This is a genomic window from Litoreibacter sp. GN1-5, assembly GCF_055693805.1.
On the sequence record NZ_JBVFUP010000001.1, the window covers coordinates 2,076,799 to 2,095,352 of the forward strand.

An 18,554-nucleotide genomic window follows, 5' to 3' on the forward strand; every position below is an offset into this window, starting at 1 on the left:
GATGATAAAACTATCCGCAGTTTATAAAATGGGGGCATGTTGCATTGCATGCCCCCGGTTTACCTAAATATCCAAATTCTCGACACTTAGCGCGTTTGTCTGGATAAACTCGCGACGGGGTTCGACGACATCACCCATAAGTTTGGTGAAAATGTCATCTGCCTCCGCCATGTCTTCGACTTTGACCTGCAGCAATGTGCGGGCTTCTGGGTCAAGAGTTGTCTCCCAAAGCTGATCTGGATTCATCTCACCCAGACCTTTGTAGCGTTGCAGGGAAAGGCCCCTTTCGCCTTCCTCAAGGATGGATTGCAGAAGGTCAATTGGGCCAAAAACAGGCTGTTCCCGATCCTTGCGGATCAGCTTGGCGGGTTGCGCATAGATCTCTTGCAGGCTTTCTGTCAGCGCCCCAAGGCGCCGCGCTTCGCCAGAGCGTAGAACTGCGCCGTCCAGCACCCGTACCTCTTCCACGCCGCGCAGGATACGCCACAAACGAATACCTTTGTCCTGCGTCGGTCGGCCTTGCCAACCCTTTTCATACTCCAGGGCAATCAAATCCAAACGCTCGGCCACAGTATTGGCAACGCCTTGCAAATCCGCATCAACCTGTCCCGCAAGAAAAGCCCCGGCAATAGCGGATTGTTCCAGTATGTGCTGAGGATAATGGGTCGGGAAGGCTTGCAATATCCGCCGAATGGTGCGGGCTTCTTCAACAATGCGGCGCAAATCCTGACCGACGATCTCTTCCCCGGATTGCAGTTTCAGCATCGCACCTTCGACACCTTGATCAATCAGGTATTCCTCCATCGAAGCCTGATCTTTCAGGTATACCTCAGACTTACCGCGCGCCACTTTGTAAAGCGGTGGTTGCGCAATGAAGAGATGCCCGTTTTCAATCAGTTCCGGCATTTGCCGGTAGAAGAAAGTCAGAAGCAGCGTGCGGATATGCGCGCCATCTACGTCAGCATCAGTCATGATAACGATCTTGTGGTAGCGCAGCTTCGAGATGTCGAATTCATCTCGACCGATACCGGTTCCCAGTGCCATGACCATATTGCCGATTTCCTGACTACCAAGCATCCGGTCGAACCGGGCACGCTCCACATTCAGAATTTTACCTTTAAGCGGTAGGATCGCCTGTGTCTGCCGATCCCGCCCGGTTTGAGCAGAACCACCGGCGCTGTCGCCTTCCACAAGGAAAATCTCGGTCTTTGAAGGGTCTTTATCGGAACAGTCCTTCAGTTTGGACGACAAGAAATTCATATCCATAGGGTTCTTGCGTCGTGTCAGCTCACGCGCCTTGCGCGCTGCTTCACGCGCCTGTGCCGCTTCGACGATCTTGGTAACAATAATCCGCGCTTCGTTTGGATGCTCTTCGAACCATTCAGTCAGCTTTTCATTCATCAAGCTTTCGACGGCAGGTCGCACTTCGCTTGAGACCAGTTTATCCTTGGTCTGAGAGCTGAACTTCGGATCAGGCACCTTGACCGAAAGAACGCAGGTTAAACCTTCGCGCGCATCATCGCCAGTGAACTGCACCTTTTCCTTCTTGGCGATACCGCTTTCAGATGCATAGCGTGTAATCGTGCGGGTCAATGCACCGCGGAAGCCCGCCATATGCGTGCCACCATCGCGCTGCGGGATGTTGTTGGTGAAGGGCAGGACTGTTTCGTGATAGCTGTCATTCCACCACATTGCGACTTCGACACCGATTTCATCCTTTTCGCCCACCACATAGATCGGCTCGGGCATCATGGGCGTCTTTGAGCGGTCGATATATTTGACAAACTCCTTCACGCCACCTTCGTAGTACAGCTCTGTTCTAAGCGGTTCTGCCGGGCGTTCATCTTCCAGTATGATCCGCACACCAGAATTCAAAAACGCAAGTTCGCGCAACCGGTTTTCTAGTGTGTGAAACACGTAGTCGCGGTTACTGAATGTATCGGTTGAGGCCATGAAGCGTACCTCTGTACCGGTCCGGTCGGTATCGCCGACGACTTCCAGGTGCTTGACTGTAAAGCCGCCTTCAAACCGTGCAACATGTTCCTTACCGTCACGCCAGATGCGCAATTCCAGCCAGTCGGACAAGGCGTTCACCACGGACACGCCAACCCCGTGCAGGCCGCCAGAAACCTTGTAGGAGTTGCTATCGAACTTCCCACCCGCGTGAAGCTGCGTCATGATCACTTCGGCAGCGGAAATACCTTCTTCCTCATGGATGCCCACGGGAATGCCACGGCCATTATCGCTGACAGAGACTGAACTATCGGCATGAATTTTGACATTCACAGCATCCGCATGGCCCGCCAGTGCCTCGTCAATTCCGTTATCGACAACCTCATAAACCATATGGTGCAAGCCAGAGCCATCATCTGTGTCCCCGATATACATACCGGGCCGCTTGCGCACTGCCTCCAAGCCTTTGAGAACTTTGATAGAATCCGCGCCATAGTCTTCGTTTTTTTTATTGTCTTCGGCCATGTAATCTTCCCAGAAAATCCCGCTCAAGATATAAGCGGTTTGCAGGGGTTTGTCACGCGGAAGGCACAATATTTTGTGTTTTATTCCAGGATTTTAGGTAGCAGTTTGATCGACCCCTCAATAATCCCGTTCGAAGAATATCCCCACCGAGGTATTGCCGTCTGAGCCAAGGCTGCCTTTGGCGGTCACCGAAGGCGAAATATCGAGGTTCAAAGAGACCTCGCCTGTGCCTTCACCACCGACCGTTACATCCGTATAGACATTGTCCGAGATATACTTGCCAGCACGTACAGCGGTGTTGCCTTCCTCATCCGTCGTTATATCCAAATCGTCCAGATCAAACCCTTTGCGCAATTTGCTGACGATACCTTCGCCACCGCTTCCGGACAGAGTTGCAACCGCATTGGCAAGCTGGAGCGCCTGGAACGCCGAAAGCTGGGCAATGTCACGACCAAAAAACAGCTGGGCCAGCACCTCATCCTCGGGGGCCTCGGGAATAGCTTCGAACCGCACCTGCGGAGAAGATGCCGAGCCCTCGATGACAACGCTCGCACTTCCCGACGCAGTTTGGGTTGTCGCAACGAAGCGAATGAACGGATCGAAGTTGCCCTGCAACTGAATGTTGCCCTCGTCCAGCACGAACCGTTTCTCCAAAATATCGATCCGGCCCCTGATCAACTGGAACCGCCCGGCCGATATAATATTGCGGGTTGTACCAGTCAGCCGTAAATTGCCCCCAAGTTCTGCCTCCAGCCCGCGCCCACGCACAAAGATGCGTGCGGGGGCATTGATTGTAACATCCAGCGGATATGCCGGAGCTGCTCCATTTTCAGCGTCAGTCGCAGCTGTATTAATCAAACCTGCACGTTCCCGGCTTTGGCGCACCGCAGCCGGTTCGCCTACATGGCGAATATCAGGAATTTCCCCCAACGCTGTGATGCCCGAGGATGGGACTGTGATTTCTGTCTCGCCGATATTCAGTGTCCCAGCAATCCTAGCCCCGCCTTGCAAGGGACCAGTGACTGCGAGCGTGCCATTCACTATACTTTTGTAGAGGCCGGGATCGATGACTGTGACTTGTGACAGGTTTGCTGTCAGATCAGCAGAAAGGTTGTTTGACAGATCAACCGGCCCCGCCAGGCTGATTTGCCCACCGGACGAGACATTGCCCTGTGCCCGAACATTGGCGCGGCCATTGCTCAGCCCGATAGTCGCAGCGATATCTGTCAGGGCAATCCGCAGGTTCGGGGCCGAGAACCGCGAGCCTGTTGTTTCGATCTGCCCGGACAGTGCAGGCAGCCCGGGGGCGCCATTCATCCGCAATGCGAACCGGGCCTGCCCTTGCAGGCTCCGCGGTTTGAGAAAGGGTTCCGCCAATCCCAAAGGGGCAGAGCCATTGATTGTCATATTGACGGTGCCATTCGGGGAGAGCAATCCATTGACAGACGCCTCTGTACCGCCGGGCCCGCGTGCATTTGTATTCAGCAACCAGCCATTGGGTTGCTGCTGCGCCCTGCCGCTGACACGTAATGGTCCGTTGAAATCCGGCACAACTGGCGCAATATTCGGCATATTGGCGTCGAAAATCACAGCGGGCCCTGACCCTGTCACTCTACCGGATAATGACGCTTTTATTCCATAAGGACCGCTGGCTTTTGTATCGACTGTAATGCCGTTTTCAGACTGCTTTGCAGAACCTGTGACCGCCAAAGGGCCGGAATATCCGGGAACAAGCGGTGCTATATTGGGCAATCTAGCATCAAAATCAACAGCCATATCTGGCCCTGTAACCACACCAGCGACTTTAGCATTCACCCCATATGGACCCCTAGCTTGCGTATTAACCAGAAATCCAGTTTCACCTTGTCGCGCTGTACCTGTCAGTTGAAGCGGCCCGGAATAACCTGGGGCAAGGGGGGAAATGTCGGGCATATCAGCCTTAAACGCCACCTCCATATCAGGTCCTGTTACCAAACCTTTTACCGTGGCTTCGACATCATATGGCCCATCAGCGCGCGTATCAACGGACCAGCCTCTGACATCCTGAACAGCAGTCCCATTCAAAGTAAGTGGGCCTTTGATATCGGGCGACACAAGAGCCGCATCACGCAAGCGGGCATCATAGCGGAGATTGCTGTTGTCGCTTGCAAAACTTCCCGATGCCGCTAGTGAAAGGTTGGTGTTTTCAATGCGAGCAGTTTCAAGCGTCAGGCCTGTAATGGTGCGCGCCGCGATGATCTTCATCTGTGTTGCGCCCGCCAGCAAGCGATCTGCGTGTTCCTGATCAACGGTCAGGTCTGCAGTGGTCCCGGTTATGTCCAGATCAAATGTGCCTGCCAATGGCGCAACCGTACCTTTGGCCCCAAGTGTTGTTGTACCAGTCAACGGACGATCAGCCAAGCCAGAGAAACGGCTAAGGTCTTTTGCTGACAGCTCCGCATCCAAAATGGTCTGAAATCCAGTACTGAGTGTATCAATGATAGCTTGACCGCTCAGACCGTAATCTTCCCCCACCAACGTCATCTCGCTGATTGTTAATGGATCGCCTTCAGTATAAGCAATTTTTGCGGAGCCATTGATGCTATCACCAACGGCTTGTGCCAGATCAGGATCATCAAAGGCTATACCATTTGCAAGAGTTGCAATGCTTGCGGTTACTTCGCCAAACGCAGCAGCGTCATTGCTAAGCTTGCCGCTGACATCCAATGCGGCACGGTCGATGCGAATGCCCTCACGTTGAAGATCTTCAAAGCGAAATGCCCCGCGCCATATATCGCTCTCAGCCTGATTATATCTCAGGGTCAGGCGAGCTCGGTTAACCTTGGTTTCAGGGCTACCGATTGGCAGTATAACAGGCTGCTCGTCTTGCCCTTTGATCTGTCCGTCAATATCAAGGAAAGTAGGCCATGCATTTTCGTTCAAAGAAGCGCGGCCCGCTAGGTCCAATGCCTGCGTAGTCAGAGCAAAGTTTGAAATATCAAGGGCGCCACTACCAGCCCGCTGGCCTGCAAGGGATAAACGTATATTATTGCCAAAGAACGGTCGGTATTGCGGAGCAAACAGTGCCGTAACATCACCACCGATATCGGCGTTGAAGTTGTGGGTCGTGTCATCAGAGGCAAGAACTGTCACTGTGCCAGCCAGGCGTGGAACATCATCTGTTGCGATATTTACCTGTGTCTCAAAATCGTCCAGCGGCCCCGCACCCTTGATACTCATTGCAACAGAAGGCCTACCCGGCAGGTTAAGTAGCCGCGATGCAATGCCGTCCGCACCTTCTTCAAGCGCCAAGTCGAGGCGCAATTCCTGCGTTGTGCCGTCATATCCACTATCGATAATGAAGCGTCCTGCCTTCTGATCGACCCTATCTGCGCTGAGCATAAGCTGACCGGACCCGTCAGCAAGCGAGGCAGATAGCTCTATGCTCATCTCTGCGGCTTCACCAAGCACGGGTTCGCCCAGAGAAATGCGCTCGATCCGCGCTGTTTGAATATTCACGGTAACCGGCAGATCAGGTAGCGAAAACCCCGATGCTTCTGCATCTGGTAGGTCGCTGTCCTCGCTTTCGGGAAGGCGGGATATATCAACGGTCTGGGCGGAAAGCTCTTGCACCTCTAACTGACCACGCAACAGCGCTGATCTGTTCCAGTCCAACACAAGCCCGGTCATTTCCAACCAAATGCCATTGCCGTCAGCAATAGTCATTCGGTCAATGGTCGCGCGGGAGCTGAGCGCGCCCGCAAATCCTTCGATCCGAACTTCGCGCCCCGCGCCAGCCAGACTATCTTCCAAAAGCTCGGTCAGGAAACCGCGATCATCGTCTTGTGCGACAGCAGAGGTGACGCATATGACGCAAAACAGTATAAACAAAAATCGTTTCAAAATGCCTGTCCTATACCGATGTAGACTTGAACGCCCGAATTATCGCCGGGGCCTGAAACTGGCAGGCCAACGTCCAATCGGATCGGCCCGATACCTGTATCATATCGCACGCCCACACCAGTACCACTGTGCCATTCGCCACTGCCGTCCGGGAAAGCTTCTGAGCCGATATATCCGGCATCCAGAAACCCTACGATGCTAAGCTTTTCACCTGTCTTTACACGGGCTTCGGCAGAAAGCCCAAGAAAGGATCGCCCTCCAACCAGATTACCCCCGCCCAAATCAACGGATAGCGATTGATAGGGTTGCCCCCGCACAGTACCACCACCGCCAGAATAAAACAGAAAGTCTGCCGGTGCCTCAGATAGTAATGGCCCAGCAACCGAACCTAACTGACCACGCACTGCAAAGACCAGCTTGTTGTCAGACCCGAAACCTTTATATGCGCGGGCATCAATGTAGGTCCGCAGACCATTCGCTGTGCCTTGCAAACCAAGAAATGGTGTCAAGCTAACCTGAGCGTAATAGCCTTTTGTGGCGCTCAGACGATCATCGCGATAATCAAACATCGCCCCAAGCGGGGCGGTCAGCAGCGTATATGATCTTTCGCCAAACGCATCGGTAGTCTGCGCAGTCCGAAGGCCAAGCCCGAACGTATATTCCCGTTGGTCAGAGGCATAACGACGTATCCCTGCCTCGATCGAGGCTTGGCGGGATGAGAAATTGACCTCGTCCAGCCGTTCCAGTTCGCCCAGCGCATAGAAATCCGTATCCTCATTGAAGGTGGCAGGGCGATCAAAACGGGCGGAAAATCGTAGATTAACACCGCCGCTCTGTCCGGCTATGCCTTCCGCCTCGCCTTCCAGACGCAATCGCTCAGCCCCGCCCAAAAGGTTGCGATGCAACCAGAATGCAGACACTCCTAACCCTTCAAACGAGGAAAGCTCTGCCCCGAAGCCAAATCGGCGGGGGGCTGTTCTGTAAGCTGTGCATTGATATCAAGCGTACCGTCCGCGCCAACCTGATCAGCTTCGGTCAGGGCAACGGAGCGGAACGTGCCAGTGCGCCGCAAGCGGTTGCCCGCCTTTTCCACCTCTTCGGGATCGAAAACCTGTCCTGTGGGCAAGCCCGCGATATCGCGGATACGATCCGTGCGGACAGCTTTATTACCTGTGATCACCAGATCGCCAAACCGCAACCTTTGGCCCGGTGCAATACCAACCCCGACATTAAGTAGCGACCGTGGGTGCACCGCAGTGATGTCCTGTGAAGCGACGCGTGCTTTGGCAAATCCAACGTCGCGCCAGCGATCAACCGTGGCCTCAACCGCAGTACGAATTGCATCTGTCGTCGCCACTTGCCCCGATTTGAACTGCGCAGGCAAAACGGTTTTTGGGGCAAGTGGCGCAATCTCGGCACGCCCGAAGCGGAAGACTGGCGCCGGATCAATGCGGATTACCGCCCGGTTAATCCGGTTGGGCAGCTCAAAGGGCGATAAATCCGCAGCTTCGCGTCCATCAAGCAGGATATTCACGGTTCCCCCGAAATATCCCTGATCATAAAGAGCTGCTGTCAGGCGCTGATAATCTGCTTGTGCTGCCGATATAATGTCTTGCGGTTGTGGTGTGGACTGCGAGGAAAGCTGCTCCAGTTGAGAGGCCGCAATCAAACCATCGCGCAGCACTTCATTTGCGCCTCTTGCATCAAGCTGTACGTCAAGTGCTTGAGCAGCGCTTGCCAACCCGTATGCCAAAGCTGCTACAACGATGATTGGCGCAATTCGCACGATGATTTTCCCAATACCGACAGTACAACACTGTCACAGCTTCGAAGGTTCCGCGATTACTGCGGCAGGAGCAACCGGAATGCCAGCAAGATCATTTTTCCGGCAACAATCGATACAAATCTCAGTAAAATCACGTCGAATATAGACGTGTTTCTCAAGATACGTTGGGTTATTATCGCGAAGATCACCTTCGCAATCTCTTGACACGCCAAGGCGAAGCCGGGTTATTAAGTCAGCCTGCTGTTTTATATGGTTGTAGTTTGTGTGTGAGGGATATGATGGCTTCAGCTATTTCTGAGGCGGCTTCGCTTTATAGTGACATTGCGCATTTCAGTATTGTTAAATCGGATGTCTTGGAAATCACAAAGTTTCTGGCTGGTGATAGTATAAGACTATCAAACATCCCAAAATTTACGGAAACTGCCTGATATGTCTTCCGCCCCCATCTCCTACAGGCGCGAAATTGACGGGCTTCGCAGCATTGCCGTGCTGGCTGTTGTGCTTTTTCATTTCGGCGTACCAGGCTTTGCAGGCGGTTTCGTCGGGGTTGATATATTCTTCGTAATCTCCGGTTTTCTGATTGGCGGCATCCTGTGGCGTGAATTGACGGATACCGGGACACTGCGCTTAGGGCATTTTTACTTGCGTCGCATAAAACGACTGGCCCCGGCCTATTTCTTCATGGCTGCTGTAACCTTCGGCGTAGCTTATGTCGTGCTACTCCCATTTGAGTTTCGTGAATTCGGCAAGTCACTCATTGCAGCGACAGTCTACCTGTCGAATGTCTTTTTCTATCGCGGCTCGGGCTATTTCGATCTGGCGTCAGAGGATAAGGTGCTGCTGCATACATGGTCTTTGTCGGTGGAAGAGCAGTTCTATATTTTCCTGCCGCTCATCATTCTGATTTTCAGCCAATCGCAAAAAGCGTTGCTGCTTACAATGGTGCTGACATTCATCATTTCATTGATTGCAGGGGTCTGGACCACCTATACGTCTCATACCGCAGCCTTCTATCTGTTCCCCTTCCGCGCGTGGGAACTGATGTCGGGTGTACTTCTGGCTGTTCACGGCCAGCGAAGCGCGGCCACATGGAGCTATACGGCAACCCTATCCTGGGTCGGATTAACGCTGGTGCTGGGATCGATTTTTTCGTGCAACCCGGTGAGCATTTCCCCGGCCTGCAAGCAATCCCGCCGGTACTTGGAGCGACCCTTTTAATCCTGAACGGAAGGCATGACAATCTGGTCAATCGGCTGCTTTCAGCGCCGGGGCCGGTGTTCGTGGGGTTGATCTCTTACTCCTTATACCTGTGGCATTGGCCAATCCTGACCCTATCCCACTATTATTACGGGGGGTCTTATAGCTCGGCCGTACAAATGCTGGGTTGGCTTGCAATAGTTTTTGTCGTGTCCTCGGTCTCATGGCGATTTGTCGAGCGTCCTGTACGGAGGGCGAACCTGTCTGCGCTGAACGTCTTTGGCGGCGCTTTTGCAGCATCAGTAGCGTTGCTTGCCGGGGGCGCGGTTCTGTATCTCAAAGATGGTCTGCCAACACGGTTCCCGGATGCGGTGCGCACGCATATCGATGCGTCGGCCGATTTCCTGCAAGATTGGAGCCGTTGTGACACCCCGAGTGATGGTATGTTCGCAGGCGTCGAGATTTGCCCCATAGGTCCGGATGGTCGCGCGCCGGAAGTGCTGGTTTGGGGTGACTCCCATGTGCGCGCTTTCAAGGAAGGTATTGCCCTTGCGGCGCTTGAACAGGACACACCGGGACTGCTGATCTGGCATGCAGGCTGCCCGCCTGTCTTTGGGCTGGCCAAGCAGGAAAGTGCCAGTACCCGATTGGAAGATGCCGACTGTCTTGAGGATACAGACCGTATCAGACAAGCGATATCTCAATTGGATGGTATCGATCGCCTGCTACTGATCGGGCGTTGGTCTTACTACGCCCAAGGTCGTGGGATCGGGCAGGACGAAGAGAACACAATCTCGATTTCTGCCTTGCCAGCCTATGGGTTGAGTGGTGATACTCAAGCTGCCATTTTTGCGAATGCGCTAACCGCCACAATTGATGAGATATCGCCTAGCTTCGCATCAATACATGTTCTGCGTCAGGTACCAGAGATACCAGATTATAATTCCCGTATTCTATCCAGACAGATGGCGCACGGGTGGATGCAAGACGGCCCAGCGCTTGATGCAACCACGACAGTGTCGAAAGATGCACTGATCAAACGCACGCAAGGTTCAGAGATACCTTTACGTGAGCTGGAGGCGCGCGGCGCAATCACTTTACTTGATACTTGGGGCGCTCTCTGCGACAAAGACGCCTGCTCTGCAATGCAGGGCGGCACCTCATTTTATTTTGACAATAATCACATAACAAACACGGCATCTTTGCAAATGCGAGGACTGTTTACACCATTCTTTGCACCGCTAAGGCGGTCAGAGGTGGATGAGAAGGAAAAACAATGATCGGCGATATAGTCGACAAAGAATGGGACGTCATAATCATCGGCACCGGTATGGGTGGCGGCACGCTTGGGCGCCGTTTGGCCGAGCGCGGTATCTCTGTACTGTTTCTGGAGCGCGGGCCGAATGGCCCGCGGGGTGAACAGCAGCAATTGAACGCCGAGATGTCTGATCCCGTCGCACGTAGCGTCCGCGGCTATTGGCCAAAGCCTTTGCACGCCAATATTGATGGAAGAACATCAGAATTTTTCGGGGCTGTTGGTGCAGGTGTCGGCGGGTCATCTGTATTTTACGCGGCCACGCTGGAGCGTCCCGAACGCCATGACATTGATGACAGCCCGGAACGCACCCACCCGACCGGTGGATGGCCTGTGAACTTTGATACGTTCCAAAACTATTACGATGAGGCTGAGCAATACTATCATGTTTGCGGGGACGAGGATCCCTTATCGCCAGAACGCCCGTCAAAAATTGCTCCGCCACCGCACCTGAGCCCCGGTGATAAATCAATGATGGAACTTTTCAAAAGCAAAGGACTCCATCCTTATCACGTGCATATGGCCATTCGCTTCCTGCCTGGCTGTAAACAGTGTTTCGGCTTCAAGTGTCCCAAAAAATGCAAAATGGATGGTCGCTCTGCCGGGGTGGAACCTGCGATGGAAACCGGACATGCGACGCTTCTTGATCGCTGCGAAGTGCGGGCTCTACGCGGCACTAAAGATCATGTCACACATGTGGAAGCCGTGCGTGATGGGCAAACTCTGAATTTGCGCGCAAAGCGTTATGTTTTGTCTGCAGGGGGCATGGGCTCACCCAAGCTATTGCTTGCCTCAGCCTCAGAAGAATGGCCTGACGGATGCGCCAATAGCAGTGGTCTGGTCGGGCGAAACCTGATGTTTCACCTCACCGAGATGCTTGCGCTCTGGCCAGATAAGAAGATGCAGTTCTCCGGGCCAAGCAAGTCAATTGCATTCCGCGATATCTACTACAAAAACGGCGAACGCTATGGCGCCATTCAGGCGATGGGGCTGGATGCATCTTATGGAGAGATCGTGCATTATCTTAAGAACGTCTTCGATCGCTCAATTTTCCGGTCCCTAAAGCCGATCCGTGAGTTAACCCGCATCCCTGCGCTGATCGCCTCGCGCCTTTTTGGTGAGGCTAAGGTTTTCATCGGCATCATGGAAGACCTGCCCTATGATATGAACCGGGTCATTTTGAACGAAGAAGATCCTGATAAGCTAACATTTGAGTATCATTACACCCCGGAAATGACTCGCCGCAGGAAAGAATTCCGGCGTCACATGAAAAAAGCATTTAATGGACAACGCTCAGTTTTCCTGACGTTCCAGCCCGAGCTGAACTTTGGTCATTCCTGTGGAACCCTGCGGTTTGGGTCAGATCCGAAAACCAGCGTTCTGGACCCGTCTTGCCGAACCCACGATATTGCCAATCTGTATGTTGCGGATTCATCTTTCATGCCGACCTCATTGGGCATCAACCCAAGTCTGACGATTGCGGCCAATGCCATCCGCGTGGCCGACTGTATTGCGACAGAATTACAGGATGAAACAGCTCAACTGGCGGAGGCCGTTTGAATGCCTGACGTCAAAAAGCGACTTCGGGAAGGCATGGCCGTTGTCACCGGCTCGGGCTCAGGTCTGGGCCGGGCCATAGCGATTGAGCTAACAAAGCGTGGGATACGCGTTGTCGGTTTTGGCAGCCGCGAGGCACCACTTCTGGAGACTGCCCAGCTGATCACGGACGGGCAGTTCATACCGTTCGTTGTTGATGTAAGCGATACGAAGGCGGTCAAAACCGCCTTTGATCAGATCACCAAAAATCATGGCCCTGTAACTGTCTTGATCAACAACGCTGCTATTTATCCGCGCACTGATTTCTTGGACGAAACGCCAGACAGCTTCATGCGCACTATAGATGTCAATCTGGGCGGCGTCGTGAACTGCACTCATGCTGCGTTGAAAGATATGGTAGAAACCGGCATTGGGCGGATCATCAATGTCTCTAGCTTTGCAGACATATCGCCATTGCCTGCCAGCTCTGCCTATAGTGTATCCAAGGGGGCTGCACGGATATTCACCCGCGCACTTGTTGCCGATATCGGGGATCGCTTCCCAAATATAGTTGTGACCACTTGGATGCCGGGCATGCTGGCGACCCAAATGGGCGTTGCAGATGGGCTTGATCCAGCGGAAGCAGCCATTTGGGGTGTTGATCTGGCCATGTGGCATGATCCATCGCTTAATGGGGCCGTATTCGAAAAATGTGATGAGCTGCTGACGCCCAGATCATGGAAGGGCCGGATCAAAGATATGGTTTTGTTGCGGAAACGCCCCAAACCCCGCCGTATCGAAACACAAGTTTAAAAACAAAACGGGCCCCGAATGGAGCCCGCATTTATGGTCTTGCTTGGGGTTTATGCAGAGGTAGGAACCTGCCAGCGTTGGGACAAGGCTTTGAACACCTGGCCCGGCAGAATACCGATACATTTTGCGTAACGCGGGCCAAGACGGCGCGGGCTCAGGAGCATACGCCAGACCCATTCAATTGCCAGCTGGCGCACCCATGCCGGGGCACGGTTCTGATCACCGGCAATAAAATCGATACCGGCACCGACTGATGCGAACCCAATGGATGGCGCGGCCTCGCGCGCACGGGCGGCAAAGATTTCCTGCTTCGGGGCACCCAAAGCGATGAAACAAAGCTTTGCACCGGAAGCGTTAAGCTCAGCATATATACGATCCGCTTCGGGACCTTCCGGATCAAATCCAAATTTTGGTGAGATCAACGCTGCAACCTCAAGACCTGGAACTTGTTCCTGAAGTTTCTTGGCGGCCTTTGACAAGGCTTCCTCCGTGCTGCCGACAATAGCGATAGGGACCTCGGAGAACCGCGCCATACGTGTCAAAGGCAGTACAATATCCGACCCTGGAACCAACTCTACCGGACGGCGCGCCAAACGAGAAAGCCAGACGATGGGATTACCGTCAGCCACGACAAGATCCTGCGCGCAATAGGCTTTGCGAAACGCAGAAGACGTCGAAAGCTTTACGAGATGATCTAGGTTAATGGTCGCAAGTGAAAAACCTTCGCCATTTGACAGGCGCGCTATAACTTGCTGAACCAATGCCTTTTTGGAAGGCACGTTAACTTTTACAACTTGAGAATCGATACGAAAATCCAACTCATTACTCCGTAACACTAGTAAAACATTAACGACCCACTATGGCCGTTAAGACTTCTTTAACACTGTTTTACCTAGAAACGAACACGGAATTTTCACATTTTTGAAAATTGATCCGTCTGATGTGGCTCATATTGCCCCGAACTCATGCATTTAGCCGTGTGACGCACAGAAAATGATCAAAACTGAGCATCGCATTCAACAAAATGGGTGAAACTCCAAGCGAAAACCCGTTATGAGTAGCGGCGTTTGGGGGCATACAGGCTGAAAAGGAGAATCAGCCTTGTGCCTCGTTGTGTTTTGAAGTCCGGAGTTAACAAGTTATCAGCCTGATGTTTTCACCCTGTTCGTCTTTGTTATGTGAAATTTTGCGATGACCACTCTCTCGATCATTGGGTGCGGCTTTGTTGCTGATCTTTACATGCGTTCGCTCCAGACATTTCCGGATGTGCAGGTGTCTTGTGTCTATGATCGTGACGCAACGCGGCTTGCTGCCTTTTGCGCCCATTGGAACGTAACTGCTGCGACAGGTTTTGAAGATTTCATCAAACGCCAGACATCAGGTGGAGTAATCCTGAACCTCACCAACCCCGGTTCTCACCATGAGGTGAATCGCGATTGTCTGATTGCCGGTTTTCACGTCTATTCCGAAAAACCATTGGCGACCGAGATGGAGCACGCCCATGCATTGCATACGCTTGCCAAGGATAAAGGGCTTATGCTGGCCTCTGCCCCCTGCAGCGTCTTGGGCGAGGCCGCACAAACCTTGGGTAAAGCTGTTCGGGACGGTGTCGCAGGCACCCCGCGACTGGTATATGCAGAGCTGGATGACGGTTTCATCCCGCAAGCGCGGTATAAAGACTGGATCAGCGAGTCCGGAGCGCCGTGGCCCTACGAAGATGAGTTCATCACCGGCTGCACATTGGAACATGCGGGTTATTACCTCAGTTGGCTTATTGCGATTTTCGGCCCGATCCGCACCGTTGTTGCGGCCTCGGCTGATCTGATCCCTGAAAAAATCGAAACCGGCGAGACGGCACCTGATTTCTCTGTTGCTGCGCTGTATTTTGAAAATGGCGTGGTCGCGCGACTGACCTGTTCAATTGTTGCGCCACACGATCATCAGATCAGGGTCGTTGGCGATAACGGCGTGCTGAGCATAAAGAAAGCGTGGGACAACGCAGCACCTGTGCGCTTTCACAAACGCTTCAATATTCGCAGGCGCTTACTGGAGCATCCAATTGGACAGCGCCTCAAGTTAGGCCGCAAGACCCATCCAAAAGTTGGGCGTTGGGGCGCGGCATCAATGAATTTCGCACTTGGCCCTGTCGAAATGCTGAATGCTGTGGCGGAACAGCGCCCATGCCGGCTATCTTCCGACTTTGCGCTGCATCTGAACGAAGTCACACTGGCCATTCAGAACGCAGGTAAAAACACTGGCGCACAAGTTATGACAACAAGTTGCGACAAGATGGAGCCTATGTCATGGGCGGTCTGAACATTCTGATCACAGGCGCCGGTGGTTTTATCGGACGTCATACAGTGGCCGCAGCCCACGCGAAAGGCCATAGCATTGTGGCGCTGACACGCAGCGCTGGGACGACCTTGCCAAGCTGGGAAGTAGACGACAGCATTACACGTGTGACGCTGGACCTTGCAACCGCAACGCAGGAATATCTAACCGGTATATTGCAGGGTGTTCATGTTGTTATCCACGCAGCCGCTAGCCTGACCGGAGATGCCGCGCAACGTAAAGGGATACGCTTCAGGCCAGCGAAGCCCTGTTTTCGGCGATTTCCGGGCTTGGCGACAAGGCTCCGGCAATAGTTCTTGTAAGCTCAATTACGGTTTATGACACGCAATCCGTTCGCGTGGGCGCGGTTCTTGATGAGAGCACACCACTAGAGCCAAAACCTGATCTGCGCGATGGCTATTGCGCCAGTAAACTGGCGCAGGAACAGCAGGCACGTGCAATGGCCAAAGCGCATGGCTTCCCTCTGTGGATCATGCGGCCCGGCGCGGTATTTGGCCCCGGCAGGCTATGGAACGACCACCTCGGCCCGACCTATGGTCCGGTTCTGCTACGTCTTGGGCGTAAAGGCGAGGTGCCAATTTGCCATGTCGAAAACTGTGCCGAAGCTCTTGTTCTGGCGGCAGAGGCTGCGGTGGGTAAATATGGCAAGGTGGAGGTCATAAACCTGCTGGACAATGACCTACCTGACCGCGCCCGTTATATCAGCGCATTGGTTCAATCTGGCTGGCCTCGCATTGTTGTGCCGTGGTCATGGCGCATTCTGGCAGTTCCGGCGCGTCTTATGGCATCGCTGGGGTTATCCAGATACATGCCCGGTCTGCTGCGACCGTCTGTTTTGCATGCTCGGGTGAAGCCGATCCGCTATAGCAATGCGAAGATGCGCAGTGTTTTAGGGGAACCAAGCAATATGATGTTCAACCACGCCATGGCGCGGGCCCTTGCAGCGGAGGACATATAGATGTCAAACCCGATACTGCCCGGTCCAATCGCCTATCTAGCAGGTGAATATCCGCGTGCGACCGATACGTTTATTCAGCGTGAAATTGCAGCTTTGCGGAACTTGGGGATTACGGTCCATACCTGCTCAATCCGAAAAACCGGGTCTGAGCATCACGTGGGCGAAGAGCAAAAGGCCGAGGCACGCGATACGTTCAATGTGATTGCGGCGGCGAAGGCCCCCAAGCATTTCCTGAAATGCCATTGGACCGCCTTAAAGGGCTCACCTGCGGCGTATCTACGCACCCTAATACTAGCGATGCAAACCCGGCCACCGGGGCTGAAAGCGTGGCTTTATCAGCTATTCTATTTTGCTGAAGCCGCCGTGCTGGCAGACCATCTGAAACGCAACAACGTGATCCATCTGCATAATCATATCGCAACGGCCAGTTGCACGGTTGCGATGCTGACCAGTGCCTTAAGCGGCATTCCTTACAGCTTCACCTTACATGGGCCCGGCATTTTCTATGAACCCATGCACTGGCGGCTGGACGAGAAAATCGCGCGGGCCAGTTTCGTCGCCTGCATCAGCGAATTTTGCCGCAGTCAGGCGATGAATTTCTCGGACCGGGTGCATTGGTCAAAGCTGCATATTGTCCATTGCGGGATCGACCCCAAACGATATGTTGCCGAGGGCGATAAGAACTCCGCTCAACACCTGACATTCGTGGGCCGTCTTGCGGCAGTCAAAGGCGTGCCGGTGCTGTTTAATGCACTGGCCCAGATTTTGCCGCGCCTACCTGATATGAAAGTCACGCTGGTCGGTGATGGGCCTGAACGGGCAGAGCTGGAGCGTGAGGCGCAGCAAAAAGGTCTGACCGGATGTGTCAGTTTTGTCGGTTATAAATCTCAGACAGAAGTTGCGCAGATCTTGCAAAGCACTGACATTTTGGTCCTGCCCAGCTTTGCCGAAGGTGTGCCGGTTGTGCTGATGGAAGCTATGGCCGCTGGCGTTCCAGTCGTAACAACGCGCGTGGCAGGCATTCCGGAACTGGTAGAAGACGGTGTTAGCGGCACCTTGGTGCCACCGGGCGATGAGCAAGGCTTGGCGGATGCACTTGCAAAGCTTTTGCAAGATCCGGATTTGCGCATGCAAATGGGTAAGGCAGGTCGTGCGATAGTGATGGCAGAGTTCAATCTGGAACACGAAGCCGCATGGCTGGCACAAATATTCAAAGCATACGCGATGGGGACGGCGCAACCGGGCAAGAGGGATCATATATAATGGTCGCAACCATTGCAGCCGTCGCCATCGGGCGAAACGAAGGGGAACGTCTTGTGCGTTGCCTTGCCTCCCTGCAAGGCACGGTTGATCGGATTGTCTATGTTGATTCAGGCTCCGGCGATGACAGCCTTACCAATGCCCGCGAAGCTGGGGCCGAGGTCGTAGAGCTTGATCTGTCCAGCCCTTTCACCGCTGCGCGGGCCCGCAATGCAGGGTTTGCCGCATTGCAGGCGATGGGCGATATGCCAGATTATGTGCAATTCGTTGATGGTGATTGCGGGCTAGAGCCGGGCTGGATCGAGGCGGCGCGACAAAAACTGGATCAGTCACCGAAACTGGCGATCGTTACAGGCTGGCGGTCAGAAATTTATCGGGACGCCAGTATCTATAACGCGATTTGTGATGTGGAATGGCACCGCCCGTCTGGTGATATTGTGACATGTGGCGGCGATATGATGGTGCGCAGTCAGGCGTTCACGGAGGTCGGTGGTTTCAACGATACGGTCATTGCGGCCGAGGACGATGAATTCTGCGTCCGAATTCGCAAGGCCGGTTGGGGACTGCATCGCCTGCCGGTTCAGATGACACGTCATGATGCTGCGATGACCCGATTTGCCCAATGGTGGCAGCGCGCTGTGCGCAGTGGTCACGGGTTTGCTCAGGTCGGGGCGATGCACCCGGATTACTTTGTCAAAGAACGCCGTCGCGTCTGGTTCTACGGGGGCGTCCTGCCACTACTTGCCATTCTTGGTTTAGTGTTTTGGCTGCCGCTGCTTGCTGCGGTTCTGCTACTATATGTCCTGTCATATTTGCGCACAGCCGCAGGTATGCGCAAGGAAGGCTTGGCAACAGGCGAAGCCGCTGCGCATTCCGTGCTGTTGACCCTGTCGAAATTTCCAAATCTGCAGGGCATTCTGACATATTTCTGGCGCCAACTTCGGGGCCATCGCATGAAAATTATTGAGTACAAGTAG

At 53.7% G+C, this 18,554-nt stretch carries 14 protein-coding genes; 9 read left to right on the top strand and 5 right to left on the bottom strand.

The features are described 5' to 3' along the window. Window positions 1-63: 63 nt before the first annotated feature. The 4 genes from gyrB to ACZ1HF_RS10405 all read right to left on the bottom strand — a co-directional run bounded on the left by gyrB (window position 64) and on the right by ACZ1HF_RS10405 (window position 8,146). Entirely contained in the window at window positions 64-2,478 is a 2,415-nt protein-coding gene (gene gyrB / locus ACZ1HF_RS10390; RefSeq protein WP_472657428.1) for a DNA topoisomerase (ATP-hydrolyzing) subunit B, read from the bottom strand. 117 nt (window positions 2,479-2,595) lie between these two features. Then, window positions 2,596-6,360: a translocation/assembly module TamB domain-containing protein gene (locus ACZ1HF_RS10395; protein WP_472657429.1), complete on the bottom strand. Its 3,765-nt coding sequence runs from the start codon at window positions 6,358-6,360 to the stop codon at window positions 2,596-2,598. Then, entirely contained in the window at window positions 6,357-7,280 is a 924-nt protein-coding gene (locus ACZ1HF_RS10400; protein ID WP_472657430.1) for an autotransporter assembly complex protein TamA, read from the bottom strand. Before ACZ1HF_RS10400 ends, ACZ1HF_RS10395 begins: the two co-directional genes overlap by 4 nt. 2 nt (window positions 7,281-7,282) lie before the next feature. Then, entirely contained in the window at window positions 7,283-8,146 is an 864-nt protein-coding gene (locus ACZ1HF_RS10405; RefSeq protein ID WP_472657431.1) for an autotransporter assembly complex protein TamA, read from the bottom strand. Window positions 8,147-8,575: 429 nt separating this feature from the next. On the opposite strand from ACZ1HF_RS10405, the gene ACZ1HF_RS10410 reads away from it, so the two are divergent. From ACZ1HF_RS10410 to ACZ1HF_RS10425, 4 genes are all read left to right on the top strand, one after another. Beyond that, window positions 8,576-9,364 (top strand): acyltransferase family protein, encoded by a 789-nt coding sequence (locus ACZ1HF_RS10410; RefSeq protein ID WP_472657432.1) that lies wholly within the window; start codon window positions 8,576-8,578, stop codon window positions 9,362-9,364. A 422-nt stretch (window positions 9,365-9,786) separates the two neighbouring features. Beyond that, window positions 9,787-10,623, top strand: a complete 837-nt coding sequence (locus ACZ1HF_RS10415; protein ID WP_472659027.1) for an SGNH hydrolase domain-containing protein — start codon at window positions 9,787-9,789, stop codon at window positions 10,621-10,623. Continuing rightward, complete coding sequence (locus ACZ1HF_RS10420; RefSeq protein WP_472657433.1) at window positions 10,620-12,218, top strand: GMC oxidoreductase; 1,599 nt, start codon at window positions 10,620-10,622, stop codon at window positions 12,216-12,218. Before ACZ1HF_RS10415 ends, ACZ1HF_RS10420 begins: the two co-directional genes overlap by 4 nt. Further along, window positions 12,219-13,007 (top strand): SDR family oxidoreductase, encoded by a 789-nt coding sequence (locus tag ACZ1HF_RS10425; protein WP_472657434.1) that lies wholly within the window; start codon window positions 12,219-12,221, stop codon window positions 13,005-13,007. A gap of 50 nt (window positions 13,008-13,057) precedes the next feature. On the opposite strand, the gene ACZ1HF_RS10430 is transcribed toward ACZ1HF_RS10425, so the two are convergent. After that, a complete protein-coding gene (locus ACZ1HF_RS10430) occupies window positions 13,058-13,825 on the bottom strand; it encodes a WecB/TagA/CpsF family glycosyltransferase (protein WP_472657435.1) in 768 nt (255 codons plus the stop codon). A gap of 373 nt (window positions 13,826-14,198) precedes the next feature. Here ACZ1HF_RS10430 and ACZ1HF_RS10435 point away from each other — a divergent pair, with 373 nt between their 5' ends. From ACZ1HF_RS10435 to ACZ1HF_RS10455, 5 genes are read left to right on the top strand one after another with little or no spacing between them, the layout of a single operon-like run. Continuing rightward, entirely contained in the window at window positions 14,199-15,323 is a 1,125-nt protein-coding gene (locus tag ACZ1HF_RS10435; protein WP_472657436.1) for a Gfo/Idh/MocA family protein, read from the top strand. Continuing rightward, entirely contained in the window at window positions 15,311-15,652 is a 342-nt protein-coding gene (locus tag ACZ1HF_RS10440) for an NAD-dependent epimerase/dehydratase family protein (RefSeq protein ID WP_472657437.1), read from the top strand. The genes ACZ1HF_RS10435 and ACZ1HF_RS10440 overlap by 13 nt, the downstream gene beginning before the upstream one ends. Next, on the top strand, window positions 15,649-16,317 hold the full coding sequence (locus tag ACZ1HF_RS10445; RefSeq protein WP_472659028.1) for an NAD-dependent epimerase/dehydratase family protein: 669 nt from the start codon (window positions 15,649-15,651) through the stop codon (window positions 16,315-16,317). Before ACZ1HF_RS10440 ends, ACZ1HF_RS10445 begins: the two co-directional genes overlap by 4 nt. Beyond that, a complete protein-coding gene (locus tag ACZ1HF_RS10450; RefSeq protein WP_472657438.1) occupies window positions 16,318-17,580 on the top strand; it encodes a glycosyltransferase family 4 protein in 1,263 nt (420 codons plus the stop codon). Further along, window positions 17,580-18,554: a glycosyltransferase family 2 protein gene (locus ACZ1HF_RS10455; RefSeq protein WP_472657439.1), complete on the top strand. Its 975-nt coding sequence runs from the start codon at window positions 17,580-17,582 to the stop codon at window positions 18,552-18,554. Before ACZ1HF_RS10450 ends, ACZ1HF_RS10455 begins: the two co-directional genes overlap by 1 nt.